The sequence below is a fragment of the Paraburkholderia acidiphila genome, assembly GCF_009789655.1.
GTDB classification, from domain to species: Bacteria; Pseudomonadota; Gammaproteobacteria; order Burkholderiales; family Burkholderiaceae; genus Paraburkholderia; species Paraburkholderia acidiphila.
Genome location: NZ_CP046910.1, coordinates 596,866 through 609,939, shown reverse-complemented (window position 1 = coordinate 609,939; position 13,074 = coordinate 596,866). Strand labels below are relative to the sequence as shown.

Sequence of the window (13,074 nt, the reverse complement as noted above, 5' to 3'; positions counted from 1 at the left end):
GGAACGTCCAATGGATATGCAGGAAAAAGGTAACCAAGATCCCATAATCGGTGACCGAATCGGAGTCGCGGAGTGCCCTACGGTCGATGATGAAACGCTCAGTGCGCTGGCGCTGAAGTTTCTCAACTGGGACGTCGACGAGTATGACGCACACACACTCCGGATGCTCCGCGACTTCGCACAATGCGCAACGCTCCCATCTTGCATCGACAAGCAACGTAGCGATGCCGTCGCGAATATCGCCAACGTCACGATTGTTGGGGACGCGGATGCCGTCGCCGCAGCGACGGCCGCTCTCGAGGCCGGGCCACTTCCCGCCTACCCCGACGAGCTCACGCCCGAGCTACGCGAAGTGCTCGGTTGGATGTGCTTCCAATGCATCTCGATCGCGCAGGCGATGCGTGCCGCCGGAATCGATGTCAAGAAACGGGCCGAAGACGAACAGGCGCACGTCCTGCATTGGATGGTGAAGCTCGTGCTGCGCCACGGTGCCGACTGGCGCAAGGCCGGCACGAAAGACCTCGAGATGTGGCGCGATCGCGCGCGCGAGCTCTCCGATAAGTCCGATGGAGCGCCAGCATGATCACAAGCGAGAGACGTTCATTCCATATGTGCCTCGACGTGCGCGGTGCGCTGACGAACTGGAGAACGCGCGATTTCCGCAACATGTTCAAGCACGACGACGGCCGCACGATGACACCAGACGAGGCGAAGGCCGAACTGCTTGAGCAGCTGTCGCACGGTCACAACTTCATCCCGTTCGGCAAGTGCGACAACTTCGATCACAAAGAGCATGGCTGTCTCGGCCATCCCGTCGAACCGAAGTCCAACTGATACAGGGATCGATATGCGAACCAATCAACGCAGGCGCCCGGATCCGCAGATGGAAGCGGACGCATTCAATCACCGCGTGAAGGTGGGACAGTTTGTCGACTATCGCTCGCATCTGCCCGATGGACCAATCACCCGATACCGCACGCGCACCGAAGCATCGGTTCTTTCGGGGCATACGGCTGTTGTGTGGCTCGAAGGCAAATCCGGTTGCGTGTGCGTTAGCCACTGCGCGCCCGTAGTCGCCTGACCACCGCTCACGAGGATTGAACCAACATGGATGCGAAAGAACTGAACCGCGCCGATATTGAACACCTTCGTGCCGACGCTCAGAGGTGTGTTGCCGAGGGCGCCTATTGGATGTCGATCACTGAGCGGCCGGAAACGCTCTTCGAGCTGGCGAAGCTCGCTCTCGCCGCTCTCCCTTCCGATGCAGCGCAAGCGCCGCAAGCTGTTCCCGATATGGTGTGGCTCAAAGAGGATAGCGAGCAGTTCGCGCACTCGATCGATGAAGCCGTCGACGACTACGTGAATGCAAATTGGCCGGTGCCATCCCAAGGCGGCGAAATCGAGTTCGAAGCCGCGTTCCGACTGCCCGATGTGAAGGTCCGTGTTTGGTGCACCGAGCGCGTCAACGACGACGATCCCGGCTACGGATGGGAGATCATCGACGCCGCTCCCGTCGCCCCTGCTGCGGCTGCGCCGCTGGAGTTGACGCCCCAGCAAGTCAATTCGATTGCGGGCGCCCATGCCCACTACATCACGCCCGAGGCATGGTCGTTCAAGAAAACCGAAATGCCAGCGCTCGCTCGCGCCTTTCGGGCAGCTAGTGGTGCCCCTGCTGCGGCAGCGCGCCCCACCTGGAGACCGGAAGGAGACCCGATGACTTGGACGGCTGGCCCGCATGCATTCGCCTCGCAGCCCGACGCGCGCGCAGCATTCGAGGCCTGGGCGAAGCCGCGCAGCTATGACCTGACCCGCTGCTCTCCGGCGCCTTACGCCGCCTATAAGAGCGACTTCACCAATGGTGCGTTGGCCGGTTGGTTCGGTGCCAGCGGGCAGCCGCCCTTATCCACAGAAACGGTGGATAAACCTGTGCAAAGCCCAGTCGATTCAGAGCGGTATCGATGGCTGCGCCGTCAAGCTGTCGCGGTTAGGAACTATGCCAGCGGCAATCCCAACTGGGAAATTGACTATGCGCTCCGCGGTGAATCCTTCGATGCAGCCGTCGACGCTGCTCGCAACGGAGCCAGCGATGACAACTAAGTCACGCTGCGACTGCCTCAACGATTGCGGTGATGATTGCGACCGCATCAAGAGCGGCGCCGTCGAGCCATGTGATTATTTCAAAGAGACCGCGGCCGCACGCGAGGCTCGTGAAGCTACGGTGCGCGCGAGCAACGCTGCCGTGCGCACGCTCACGGCGCGCGGCTATACCTACACCGACGGCGCCGAGCAGTGGCGGCCGCCGCTCGGCAAACCACCGGTATGGACGCTCCGCGACACGCAAGCCGTGCGCGACGTCGTCGCGGAACGCCGTCGGCAAGTGGAAGTGGAAGGCAATCTACCGGAGGATGACGATCTCTATATCGACGGCGATCTCATTCGCGCTGCAATCTGCTACGCCCGATCGGCAGGCGGCTTTAACGCCGGCAATGTGCCAGGTCAGTGGCCGTGGATGCTTGAGTGGTGGAAACCAACCACACCACGTCGCGACCTCGTGAAGGCAGGTGCGCTGATCCTCGCCGAGATCGAGCGTCTTGATCGTGCAGAGCACAAGGAGTCTGAGGCATGACCGTCTATGTCGATGACATGCGCGCGGGCTATGGCCGCATGGTGATGTGCCACATGATCGCGGACACCGACGAGGAGCTGCATTCGATGGCCGACAAGATCGGCGTCGCGCGGCGCTGGTGGCAAGCGCCGCCAGCCCACGACAGTCATTACGACATCGCGCTGAGCAAGAAAGCCCTCGCGATCGCCGCCGGCGCCGTCGAGATCACATGGCGCCAATGTGGCGCCATGGCTATGCGCAGACGCATCACGGGTCAGCTCGGTTCGCATGCCGACGCGATCGAATGGCAGACGAAACACTTCGCGGCGCGTCGTGAGGCATCCAGCCAACAGGGAACCATCGCATGAGCGAGAACAGCAAAATCGAATGGACCGATCACACGTTCAACCCCTGGGAGGGTTGCCAGAAGGTCGGCCCGGGCTGCGATCACTGCTACGCGGAGGCGCGCAATGCGCGCTTCGCCGGCGGCACGGCAATCAACTGGGGGCCCGGCGCGCCGCGTCGACGCACATCGGCCGCTAACTGGCGCAAGCCGCTGCAGTGGAATAAGGCGCACGCCGAGTTCTTCGCGGCGCACGGGCGCCGCCAGCGCGTGTTCTGCGCGTCTCTCGCCGACGTGTTCGACAACGAGGTCGATCGATTGTGGCGGCGTGACCTGTTCGATCTGATCGAGCTGACACCAAACCTCGACTGGCTGCTGCTGACGAAGCGGATCGGCAACGCGCAGCGCATGCTGAAGTCGCACGACTGGTGCGCCGGCCAGAAAAACGTATGGCTCGGCATCACAGTCGTCGATCAGGAAGAGGCCGATCGCGACATCCCGAAGCTGCTGTCCATCCCCGCACACGTGAAGTTCCTGAGCATGGAGCCGCTGCTCGGACCCGTCGACATCGGGGAGTACTTGACGCCCTCCTTTCCCCACTGCGTTGCCTTCGTGCAGGGCAAGCAGATGGAGGATGGGTATTGCGGCCGATGCGGCGGCCACAGGTCCGATCCAATTCACAGGCCTGATACGCACGACTATATCGACTGGGTGATCGTCGGTGGCGAGAGCGGCGGCCGCGCGCGACCGCTGCATCCCGACTGGCCACGTGCTCTGCGCGATCAATGCGCGGCCGTCGAAACGCCCTTCCTGTTCAAACAGTGGGGAGAGTGGCTTCCGGTCGCCGTTGAGGAGCTTCCGGACGGCGCGATCCACGTCGACTACGACGGCCCGGAACGATCGCTCGGTCGTCGCCTCGCGCAGACGTCAATCGGCAATCAGCAGTTTCTCGCCACGGGAAAGAAAGCCGCCGGCCGACATCTCGACGGGCGTACACATATCGCATTCCCGCGAGGCATTAGCTGATGCGTCTGACTATCCGCAAAGGCGATGCTGTTACCAGTTCTTTCGTGCCGTCCGCAGCCGAGCCACTCCAGTATTGCGTCGCCAAACCGCGCGCTTTCGGAAGAAATCGTGTGCCGTCGATCACGTATGCAGCGGTCAAAAGATCGAACACGCCGATATGTTGCACGGCATCCGGATCAACAAGTTCGACCTCATACAGCATGTTGAGCCAGCCCATTTGGGGCCGTTGCCGCTCTGCATCAGCTTGCGACAAGAATGCGAATGCGCTCGTCAGCCGGCTGGGAGCGTCTGGCGTAAGTTGCAGACGCGTCGCTTCGAAGACTTGCTCGACGGCCGTCCGCCATGCGTTCGACACGTTGTTATCTTGTGGGTACAGCTCGATTATGCGTCCCCAGTTGCCGGGTTCAATGACGCTTCCCGGGGATAACTGGACGGAACACAAATGAAAGTAACTCGGCATTTTATGGGCGCCAACTTGCAAGGGGAGAAATCCTAGCATGAAAGCACTTTCCGTCCGCCAGCCATGGGCGTGGCTCATCGTGCGCCCCGATCTCGCCGGTGCAGCGCGAGCGGCTGCTCTCGCAGCCTGTGATATGAAGGACATCGAGAACCGGACCTGGCCGACGAGACTCCGCGGACGTTTCCTGATCCATGCGAGCAAGGGAATGACGCGCGCAGAGTATGACGACGTCGAGGGCTTCCTCGACTACTTCGACATCGACATCGCATTGCCCGGGCAAGAAAAACTTCACCGCGGCGGGATCATCGGCGCCGCGACCCTCACTGACTGCATTCCGTCTGCGAAGCGGACTTCGCGATGGCACATGGAAGGCCAATTCGGCTTCCGGCTCGAAGAAGTGAAGCCGGTGCCATTCGTCGAATGCAAGGGCGCGCTGCAGTTCTTCGACGTCCCCGACGACGTCGCGACGCAGTTGCGCCAGATGCACGAGCTGGGAGTGATCGCGTGACGGCTGCCCCGCTCATCTCGTCGCAGCGCTTCCTAGACCCGGCGAAGGTCGCGGACAAGGCTGCACGCTTCCGCGTCTTCATCGTGCGAGTCGCCGAGCTCGAGCTGCGCGGCCGCCGGTATCGACTCGTCGTCGACGGTCACCACAACCTGGCCGCCGCGCGCGCCGCCGGCGTCGAGCCGACGTGGCGCGGTCCGCCCGCGAAGTGGGAGCGCATCCGGCGCGCCGCGCCGCCAGCCGATTTCGAACGCTTCCTGATCAACAACCTGACTGACTCCGACTGGTACTTCGTCGACACCGGCGAAGTCGTCACCGAATTACTCGACTACGAGGGCCACAGCAAATGAGCACCGTCCTGCCGAAACTGCACCGGATCAACGCCGCCGCCGCTGCGCTCGGCGTGTCGCGGAACACGATCTACAGATTTGCGAAAATGGGGAAATTGACGCGCGTTCAGATCGGTGAAAATTCGTCCGGAATCACGGACGAAAGCCTGCGAGCGCTGATGGTGAGCGGACTGGTAGCCCCCATGGTAGCTGACGATGAAACACCCACCATGGACCACGAGCAAGTTATTGAAAAACAAGGGAAAATCTACCACTCATGATATACCCGCGCAATATATACGCCTTCCAGAAAACTTGCAGGTATTCCGACGTTCGCTCCACATTAACTTGTAGTTTTGTAAGCAAAAGCGACAGATCGGCTCGGCCAGATCGGCTCGCGCATCGCCGCAAGCGAGATCTCCCGAACACGCGTAGAGTGCAACCCTTTGCGCCAGTCCAGACGTTGTGCGCACGCCGCATTCCAGCCCCGGCACACGCACTTTCGCGATTCGAGTAATGAAACGCTTTACCTTTATCACCCTTTTTCTCGCTGCCCTGACGCTTCTCGCCAGCAACGCCCGCGCCGCCGTCATTGACGATTCACTGACCTGCAGCGAGTCCGCACACGACTTCATCTCGGGACTGATCACGCAAAACCTGATCGATCCGAAGCCCATGAAAGTCGAAAGCAACTCGATCAATGCGTTCTGGCCCGCGCACGGCCAGCACATGACCGCCTACGGTTTCAGCGTGTTCGCCGTGGTGGGCTTCCAGAAAGACGATCCGCTCTTCAAGACCGGCAACGGCAAGCCCATCGCGCCTTCGGCCTACGGAGCCGTGGTGGTCGGCACCCAGGCCAAGGTGCAGGCGGCGCTCACGGCGGCAGGCAATAACGCCATCGTCCACCATGCCGGCCCGCTATTGACGGCGATCTTCTGCCAGCAGGACTGAGCGGGCTGGTTCTGATCGTTACTCGATACGCCCGAAGCCGCCCTCCGCCCAGGCCTCGGCGCGCGCTTTCGTCAGCTTGAAGTTCGGCGCGACGCGCGTCTGCGCGAGTTGCTCGCCAAACGCATCGATCGCGCTAACGAGCGCATAAGGCTCGTACTCGTCGGGAACGATATCGAGCGTCACGTCCACATCGCCCTCAGCGGTCTGCACGCTCACGCGCTTGTGCAGCAGCGCGCGCAATTGCTGCTCGTGCCGGCGCAACACCTCGGAAGCGGTCTTCACGAGCGTGTTGAACGCCGATGTGTCGAGCGGCTTGGGATTCTTCTTGTCGCGGCCCATGGTCCAGGGGCCGACCAGCGCGGGCTCCGGCTCGCCATCCTTGATCATTTCGACGGCCCAGCCGTCGTCGTCCTCATTCTTGATCACGCGCGCGGTCCAGCCGTCCTTGCGCCACAGGCGCGCTTCCTGGATCACCTCGGCCTCTGCGGCGGTGTCGTCGGCGGGGAAATCGGGATCGGTAGCGGAGGAAGAATCGGTCATGGCGGGGTTTTCATCGGGTTCTGCACGGGACTTGCCCGTCGCGGGGCAAGGGCAAGATTCTACCCGCATCGCGCCGCGCGTCGGACGCCACGTCTTTCCCCTGCAAAGCACCGATTATCCGGCCACCGAATCCGAATATCGGCCAGCGATTTTAATCATTACGTTTTCCGCAATGCGCCATTCCGCTGCGCGCATTAATTTAAAATGATTTTCCGCAGGCAAAAAAAACGCGGCCCGAGAGCCGCGTAAAACAGATGAAAAAGACCACCCTTGGTCGAGGGCTGAAGAAATTGTAGCGCCGCGCGGTGCGTGTGTTCAGCCCAGGATCTGGAAGAGTACCTTCCACCAAACAACGAGAATCACGCTTGAAAAAGTGTTGATTTCGCGCTAGGCCAGTGCCTGCGCGGCATTGCCGCATCGTCGTAAGTGCGCAACGGATTATTCCTACGGATCATTTTGCCGCACCGAATAATGGATTTATAAATCCCTTTAAATGCAGTGACTTACATCGATTAATGCGATTAGCGAAATGAGATCGACAGATTGTTGCGTCAATCCGCGTAAATACCTCGAATCTCAGGCCTACATTCTGTGACGAATCAACCGGGCATGAAATCGATTTTCAGCATATTCGGCCTTTGATTTTCCAGGTTCTGATCGGAGAAAAACATGAAAAAAGCACTCATCCTTGCAGGCGTCCTCAGCACTTTCGCCATGAGCGCACATGCGCAAAGCAGCGTCACCCTTTACGGCTCGCTCGACGCGGGCATCGTCTACGCGAACAACGCAGGCGGCCACAGCCTGTGGGCTCAGGGCAGCGGCGCCCTCTCCAACAACTACTTCGGCTTTCGCGGCGCCGAAGACCTGGGCGGCGGCCTGAAGGCGATCTTCACGCTGGAAAGCGGCTTCAATCTCAACAACGGCGGCTACAAGAACGGCGACAACGGTTTCAACCGCCAGGCCTATGTCGGCCTGAAGAGCGACCAGTTCGGCACGCTCACGCTCGGCCGGCAGTATGACTCGATGGTCGATTACCTCTCGCCGCTCTCGGAAGCCGGCGCGGGCTTCGGCAACAATCTCGCGGGCCACCCGTTCGACAACGACAACCTCGCCAAAAGCTATTCGATCAAGAACTCGGTCAAGTACGCCAGCGTCAATTATTCGGGCTTCCAGTTCGGCGGCCTGTACGGCTTCAGCAACGACACGAACGGCTTCGCGAATGGCCGCGCGTGGAGCGTCGGCGCGTCGTATGGCAACGGCCCGCTGAACTTCGCAGCCGCCTATTCGCAGCAGAACAACTCCGGTGGCCTCGGTGCCGCGAACAGCGCGGCTTCGGCTGACCAGAACATCTCGGCACGGCTGCAGCGCTCGTTCGGCGCGGGCGTGAACTATACCTACGGCCCGGCGCAGGTTGGCTTCGTGTGGACGCATTCGCAGATCGACGGCATGCAGAGTCTCTCGAGTGGCGGCAGTGCGCCGCTGCCGGGTCTCTCGGGCCTGAACCTGCACGTCGACAACTATGAGATCAACGGCGCCTACCATTTGACGCCCGCCCTCGCGTTCGTCGGCTCCTACACGTTCACCGACGGCACGGTCACAGGCAACGGCAGCAACAACAGCCCGAAGTGGCACACCGTGGTGCTCGGCACCGACTACTCGTTGAGCAAGCGCACGGACGTGTATCTCGCCGGCGTCTACCAGCACGCTTCGGGCTCGCTCGGCTACAACGCCGACGGCTCGGGCATCGCGAACGTGGCCGCGATCAATACGCTCTCGCCCTCCTCGACGAACAACCAGGTGGCCGCGACGGTCGGTCTGCGTCACCGTTTCTGATCGCCCGGGTTCGAGCAAACGCGACGCGACCCGCCGCATTGCTGTTCCTTCGCGAAACGCCCATGCGCCACAAGCGCATGGGCGTTTTTTCTTGTTTGCTGTTGCATCTTTTTACGTCTGCGTGGGCCTTGATTCAGATCAGGGTGCGTATACTCATTGGCATAATCCGCTGCTTCGATACTGTCACGCCGCTTATGAAAACGCTCACGCTTCGACTTCTCGCCGCCACCCCGCTCGCACTCATCGCCGCTTGCGGTTCGACACCGCCGTCCGGCACGGCTTCAAGCGGCGAAACGATGATCTACGCTTCGTCGGCGCGTTCGGCTTCGTCGATCGCGAGTTGCCTCGAAGACCGCTTGCCGCACGTGCACACTTCGCGAGACGGCGGCACAACCGAACTGAGCGTGGGCTCGCGCCCGGACGCATCGTACTTCGTCACGCTCACGCCGAACGGCCACGGCTCGGTCATTCGCGTGACGCACGGCGCCTCCGCGTCGAACGATCCGCCTGAAGAAGAACTGCGCTTCGACGTGGCGCGCTGCACGACCTGACGCGCGAGTCGCGGGCGCGGGCGCCGCCCGCGCCGCACAACGTACCCCATGTCGCCTGCATTTCACCCCTGTCATAACGGCGACACATCTGCGAAGATTGCGCCCCCTTCGACTTCGCAACACATCGCTTCATGGCATCAGGCACCGCACATCACGCCACGGGTTGGGCAGCCGGCGTCATCGCCGCCGCAATCGTCACGCATCAGGGCGCCGATAGCGCCTGGCATCTTTACGCCGCGCTCGCGTTCGCGGCGGGTGTCGCGGGCGGATCGGCGCCCGACTGGCTGGAAGTCGCCTGGTGGCGCAAGAAGCGGCGCCTCTGGATCACGCATCGCACGCTCACGCACTGGGGCATCGGCTGGATTGCGTTGCTCGTGTGGTCGTATCACAAACTCGGACACATGCCGCTCGCGGCGCCCGCGTTCGGCTTCGCTTGCGGCGGCGTTGTCCACCTGTTCGCCGACTGGCCCAATCCGCTCGGTGTGCCGTGGATCTATCAGCGGCACTCGCTGAACTGGTGGCGCAGCGGACGTTGCGACCTGATCGTCGTCGCCGCGTCATGGGTTGCCGCGTGGTTTTTCGCTGTGCATGGCGTGCCGCACGACTGGTCGCTCGCGCCGTTGCGCAGGCTTGTTTAATTGATCAGGTTTCCCAGGTAATTGACGCAAACGCAGCAATTGATTCGCGACAGAACAACGCCGTCGCGCCACGTTCAGGACCAGGGTTTATTAACGAGTTAATAGCGGCGAAAATAAAAAACGGCGTCCCGTTCAAAGGACGCCGCCCCTAAATCGTTTCACGCGGTATTAAGCGCTCTCTTCGCACTCCGCGCGGCCCATGCGGTAGCCGACGATCAACCCGGCGTCGTACGCCGACTCCAGAGCGCGGCCGATATCCTCCACGCTCACGAGGTGTACGTCGGCCGTCGGCTTCCCTGTCAGTTCGAAGCTCTCGATCCCGAGCGTTCTTCGCGAGATTGCCAGCAATAACTCAAGTCGTTCGTCATGCATTTTGCTCTCTCCACTTGATCCACATCATCTGATTACAATGATAAATATCAATTTCCGTGTGAGCCGCGACGCATGGACGCATTTTGAGGCGCCACTCTAATATCAAACTCAATAAATCTTTAAAATTTGTCAAATTAGCGGCGGATTAAGTTTTAAAAATCTTTAAATCGAGTCTTTTTAATTCGAAGTGAATTAGGGCATTAATGGAAGAGGGCTCGCGCCTGCCGTCCACCGGTGCCGAGGCCCCGGCCGGAGCGGGCCATCCGGCCAGGCTTTCACGCCGGCAAGCGTTTGATATGATCGGTAACACATCGCGCGGCCCAACCAGGGCTTTTCGTCAGTCTTCGAACGCAGCCCATGGACTCCACGCTCTCCGCATCCGCCAGCACGGCGACTACCGACCTCGGCCGCCGCGTGCGCGCCGCACGCGTCGCCCAGGACCTTACGCTCGACACGGCCAGCCGCCTGTGCGGCGTCTCGCGCTCGACCTTGTCGAAGGTCGAAAACGGGCTGATGTCGCCCACCTTCGACGTGCTGCAAAAAATTGTCGGCGGGCTCAGGATCGACCTGGCCGAGCTGTTTGGCACCCCGCCCAAGCTCAATGCCGGCGGCCGCCGCGCGATCACGCGCAACGGCGCGGGCCAGCGCCATGCCTATCGCGGCTATCAAATGGAGTTGCTCGCCACCGATCTCGCCCACAAGGCGATGCTGCCTTTTCGCATCCGCATCACCGCGCATTCGCTCGACGCGTTCGACGACTGGGGCCGCCACGAAGGCGAAGAGTTTCTCTATGTGATCAGCGGCAGTGTGTGCCTCCATTCGGAGCTTTACGCGCCCACCTACCTCGAAGCCGGCGACAGCCTCTACTTCGACAGCCGCACCGGCCACGCAGCCGTTTCGACCAGCGAGGAAGACGCCGAAGTGCTGTGGATGGCCACGAGCGCGCGCTTGCCGGGCGTCGCGCCGGAAGCCCCGGCCGCGTCGAAGTCGCGCGCCAAGGCAAAGCTCTCGACCGGCTGAATCTGGCGCGGCTTAACGTCTGCAGGAACTTAAAGCCTCAACGTTTCGCGCTGGGCGATCGCTGGTCAGCCGAAGTGTTTGCGGCACGCGTACGACGCTTGCGCGGCGCCGCGGCGCCATCCGGGCGCACCTCGCGCTCGCGCGCCGCGCGCCGCACGGCTTCGATCAACGCGCGGCCGGCGGGCGCAGGCTGGGTATCGGTCCGCTGAATCACCCCTACCGGCTCTTCGCCGCCAGCCGAAGGCAGCGGTAGCCGCACCAGCGTGCCGCGCCGCAGGTCGTATTCGACGGCGCCGGCGGGCACGAACCACACCGCGTCATTTTCGAGCGCGAGCGCACGCCCCACCGAAACCGAAAGCAATTCAACGAACGCGGACAGCGGCGGCGCGCCCCACGCCGCGAGCAGGCTATCCGCCGCCTGGCGGATCAACGTGCCGAACGGCGGCATCACAAGCGGAAACGACGCAAGTTGCGCCGGCAGCCCCGCGCCCTGCGCAAGCGGATGCCCCGCGCGCACCACCACGGCGAGCGGTTCGTTGTACAACTGCTCGAAGCTCAGGCCCACCATGCGCTCGGGGTCGGCGAGGCGGCCCACCGCGAAGCTGATCGCCCCGGTCTTCAGCCGTTCGAGCAGTTCGGTGTTGGCGCCCGTCACCAGCCGCACGCTCACCCGAGGCCATTCCTCTCCAAAGTGACGCAACGCGCCGGGCAGCAACGCCGTCGCGACGGTCGGCAGCACGCCGATATCGAGCGTCGCGGTCACCGCGCCCTCGTCGCGCGCAAGCAAGGCCACGCCCTGGCGCAGCGCGCTCACACAGGCGCTCGCGTGCGGCATGAAAAGCTGCCCTTCGCGCGTGGGCACCGCGCCGTGCCGGCCGCGCTCGAACAGCTTCACACCCAGCACCAGTTCCAGCTCGGCGATTGTCTTCGACACGGCAGGCTGCGTGACCGAAAGACTCTCGGCGGCCTGCTGCACGCTGCCCATCTGGGCCACGGCAAGGAAACACTGTAGATGGCGGAACTTGACGCGTCCGTCCGCGAGCCGGTTTTGCATAACGGTTCGTTATACGAGATGCGAAAAAACATCATTTTGCATAACTTTTCGCTTTGGATAAAGTGCATGCATCGGCTCGCCACGCCAACCACCGCCGGCGGCGAGCCCTTCCCCCAATAATCCACCCCAGGAGACACCCTATGGACGAGTCCATCCTGTCGCCGCGCGACTTCGACTCGCACCCCGCGTACGTTTATCCGCCGTACCGTTCGTCGGTCAAGCGCGGCCCCACGCTCCCGCTCATTCCCCTGAAGGAAAAGCTGCGCAACCAGCATGCGCCCGTGTACGGCACCGACGACCTCGGCGCGCTCGATCACGACCTCACGCGCAACGCCGCGAAAAACGGCGCGCCGCTCGGCGAGCGCATCATCGTGACGGGCCGCGTGCTCGACGAGGGCGGCAAGCCCGTGCGCAACACGCTCGTGGAAATCTGGCAAGCCAATGCCGCCGGCCGCTATGTGCACAAGCAGGACCAGCACGACGCGCCGCTCGACCCGAACTTCCTCGGCGCGGGCCGCGCGATCACCGATAACGACGGCCGCTATCGCTTTCTGACGATCAAGCCGGGCGCGTATCCCTGGGGCAATCACCCGAACGCGTGGCGACCGAATCACATCCACTTCTCGCTGTTTGGCGACTACTTCGGCTCGCGTCTCGTCACGCAGATGTATTTCCCCGGCGACCCGCTGCTCGCGTTCGACCCGATCTATCAGGGCACGCCCGAAGACGCACGCGAACGCATGATCTCGCGCTTCTCGCTCGATACCACCGAAGAAGGCTTCGCACTCGGCTACGAATTCGACATCGTGCTGCGCGGCCCGAACCAAACCCCTACGGAGCGTTGAAC

The 13,074-nt window shown here is 62.2% G+C and carries 21 protein-coding genes; 17 read left to right on the top strand and 4 right to left on the bottom strand.

What is annotated here, in order from left to right; genetic code table 11:
• The first annotated feature begins 10 nt into the window (after positions 1-10).
• From FAZ97_RS17215 to FAZ97_RS17185, 7 genes are read left to right on the top strand one after another with little or no spacing between them, the layout of a single operon-like run.
• A complete protein-coding gene (locus FAZ97_RS17215) occupies positions 11-583 on the top strand; it encodes a hypothetical protein (protein WP_158759660.1) in 573 nt (190 codons plus the stop codon).
• Positions 580-834, top strand: a complete 255-nt coding sequence (locus tag FAZ97_RS17210; RefSeq protein ID WP_158759659.1) for a hypothetical protein — start codon at positions 580-582, stop codon at positions 832-834. The genes FAZ97_RS17215 and FAZ97_RS17210 overlap by 4 nt, the downstream gene beginning before the upstream one ends.
• Before the next feature lie 49 nt (positions 835-883).
• Entirely contained in the window at positions 884-1,081 is a 198-nt protein-coding gene (locus tag FAZ97_RS17205) for a hypothetical protein (protein WP_158759658.1), read from the top strand.
• 26 nt (positions 1,082-1,107) lie between these two features.
• Positions 1,108-2,097 (top strand): hypothetical protein, encoded by a 990-nt coding sequence (locus tag FAZ97_RS17200; RefSeq protein ID WP_158759657.1) that lies wholly within the window; start codon positions 1,108-1,110, stop codon positions 2,095-2,097.
• Positions 2,087-2,626: a hypothetical protein gene (locus tag FAZ97_RS17195; protein WP_158759656.1), complete on the top strand. Its 540-nt coding sequence runs from the start codon at positions 2,087-2,089 to the stop codon at positions 2,624-2,626. The genes FAZ97_RS17200 and FAZ97_RS17195 overlap by 11 nt, the downstream gene beginning before the upstream one ends.
• The gene (locus tag FAZ97_RS17190; protein ID WP_158759655.1) at positions 2,623-2,973 is read left to right on the top strand and encodes a DUF4031 domain-containing protein; all 351 of its coding nucleotides are present in this window, start codon (positions 2,623-2,625) and stop codon (positions 2,971-2,973) included. Before FAZ97_RS17195 ends, FAZ97_RS17190 begins: the two co-directional genes overlap by 4 nt.
• On the top strand, positions 2,970-3,974 hold the full coding sequence (locus tag FAZ97_RS17185; RefSeq protein WP_158759654.1) for a phage Gp37/Gp68 family protein: 1,005 nt from the start codon (positions 2,970-2,972) through the stop codon (positions 3,972-3,974). Before FAZ97_RS17190 ends, FAZ97_RS17185 begins: the two co-directional genes overlap by 4 nt.
• On the opposite strand, the gene FAZ97_RS17180 is transcribed toward FAZ97_RS17185, so the two are convergent.
• Positions 3,967-4,473: a hypothetical protein gene (locus FAZ97_RS17180; protein WP_158759653.1), complete on the bottom strand. Its 507-nt coding sequence runs from the start codon at positions 4,471-4,473 to the stop codon at positions 3,967-3,969. The two genes, FAZ97_RS17185 and FAZ97_RS17180, sit on opposite strands and share 8 nt — an antisense overlap.
• Between FAZ97_RS17180 and FAZ97_RS17175 the strand changes: the two genes are divergently transcribed.
• The 4 genes from FAZ97_RS17175 to FAZ97_RS17160 all read left to right on the top strand — a co-directional run bounded on the left by FAZ97_RS17175 (position 4,472) and on the right by FAZ97_RS17160 (position 6,219).
• Positions 4,472-4,942 (top strand): ASCH domain-containing protein, encoded by a 471-nt coding sequence (locus FAZ97_RS17175; RefSeq protein WP_158759652.1) that lies wholly within the window; start codon positions 4,472-4,474, stop codon positions 4,940-4,942. The two genes, FAZ97_RS17180 and FAZ97_RS17175, sit on opposite strands and share 2 nt — an antisense overlap.
• Positions 4,939-5,289: a hypothetical protein gene (locus tag FAZ97_RS17170; RefSeq protein ID WP_158759651.1), complete on the top strand. Its 351-nt coding sequence runs from the start codon at positions 4,939-4,941 to the stop codon at positions 5,287-5,289. The genes FAZ97_RS17175 and FAZ97_RS17170 overlap by 4 nt, the downstream gene beginning before the upstream one ends.
• Positions 5,286-5,549 carry a helix-turn-helix transcriptional regulator gene (locus FAZ97_RS35225; RefSeq protein WP_199272142.1) on the top strand — a complete coding sequence of 88 codons (264 nt, stop codon included), beginning with the start codon at positions 5,286-5,288 and terminating at the stop codon, positions 5,547-5,549. Before FAZ97_RS17170 ends, FAZ97_RS35225 begins: the two co-directional genes overlap by 4 nt.
• A gap of 235 nt (positions 5,550-5,784) precedes the next feature.
• The gene (locus FAZ97_RS17160; RefSeq protein WP_158759650.1) at positions 5,785-6,219 is read left to right on the top strand and encodes a hypothetical protein; all 435 of its coding nucleotides are present in this window, start codon (positions 5,785-5,787) and stop codon (positions 6,217-6,219) included.
• Positions 6,220-6,237: 18 nt separating this feature from the next.
• Here FAZ97_RS17160 and FAZ97_RS17155 read toward each other — a convergent pair whose 3' ends face one another.
• Positions 6,238-6,759 (bottom strand): hypothetical protein, encoded by a 522-nt coding sequence (locus FAZ97_RS17155; protein WP_158759649.1) that lies wholly within the window; start codon positions 6,757-6,759, stop codon positions 6,238-6,240.
• Between FAZ97_RS17155 and FAZ97_RS17150 the strand changes: the two genes are divergently transcribed.
• The 4 genes from FAZ97_RS17150 to FAZ97_RS17135 all read left to right on the top strand — a co-directional run bounded on the left by FAZ97_RS17150 (position 6,758) and on the right by FAZ97_RS17135 (position 9,781).
• Entirely contained in the window at positions 6,758-6,967 is a 210-nt protein-coding gene (locus tag FAZ97_RS17150) for a hypothetical protein (protein ID WP_158759648.1), read from the top strand. The genes FAZ97_RS17155 and FAZ97_RS17150 overlap by 2 nt on opposite strands.
• 461 nt (positions 6,968-7,428) lie before the next feature.
• Complete coding sequence (locus FAZ97_RS17145) at positions 7,429-8,592, top strand: porin (RefSeq protein WP_158759647.1); 1,164 nt, start codon at positions 7,429-7,431, stop codon at positions 8,590-8,592.
• Between the two features lie 194 nt (positions 8,593-8,786).
• Complete coding sequence (locus tag FAZ97_RS17140) at positions 8,787-9,143, top strand: sugar ABC transporter ATPase (RefSeq protein WP_158759646.1); 357 nt, start codon at positions 8,787-8,789, stop codon at positions 9,141-9,143.
• A 131-nt stretch (positions 9,144-9,274) separates the two neighbouring features.
• Complete coding sequence (locus FAZ97_RS17135; RefSeq protein ID WP_158759645.1) at positions 9,275-9,781, top strand: metal-dependent hydrolase; 507 nt, start codon at positions 9,275-9,277, stop codon at positions 9,779-9,781.
• Positions 9,782-9,949: 168 nt separating this feature from the next.
• Here FAZ97_RS17135 and FAZ97_RS17130 read toward each other — a convergent pair whose 3' ends face one another.
• On the bottom strand, positions 9,950-10,153 hold the full coding sequence (locus tag FAZ97_RS17130; protein WP_158759644.1) for a DUF6900 domain-containing protein: 204 nt from the start codon (positions 10,151-10,153) through the stop codon (positions 9,950-9,952).
• A gap of 357 nt (positions 10,154-10,510) precedes the next feature.
• On the opposite strand from FAZ97_RS17130, the gene FAZ97_RS17125 reads away from it, so the two are divergent.
• Complete coding sequence (locus FAZ97_RS17125) at positions 10,511-11,173, top strand: helix-turn-helix domain-containing protein (RefSeq protein WP_158759643.1); 663 nt, start codon at positions 10,511-10,513, stop codon at positions 11,171-11,173.
• A 37-nt stretch (positions 11,174-11,210) separates the two neighbouring features.
• Here the strand turns inward: FAZ97_RS17125 and pcaQ are convergent, their stop codons facing one another.
• Entirely contained in the window at positions 11,211-12,227 is a 1,017-nt protein-coding gene (gene pcaQ, locus FAZ97_RS17120) for a pca operon transcription factor PcaQ (RefSeq protein ID WP_158759642.1), read from the bottom strand.
• A 140-nt stretch (positions 12,228-12,367) separates the two neighbouring features.
• Between pcaQ and pcaH the strand changes: the two genes are divergently transcribed.
• Complete coding sequence (gene pcaH, locus FAZ97_RS17115) at positions 12,368-13,072, top strand: protocatechuate 3,4-dioxygenase subunit beta (protein WP_112177053.1); 705 nt, start codon at positions 12,368-12,370, stop codon at positions 13,070-13,072.
• Positions 13,073-13,074: the final 2 nt, after the last annotated feature.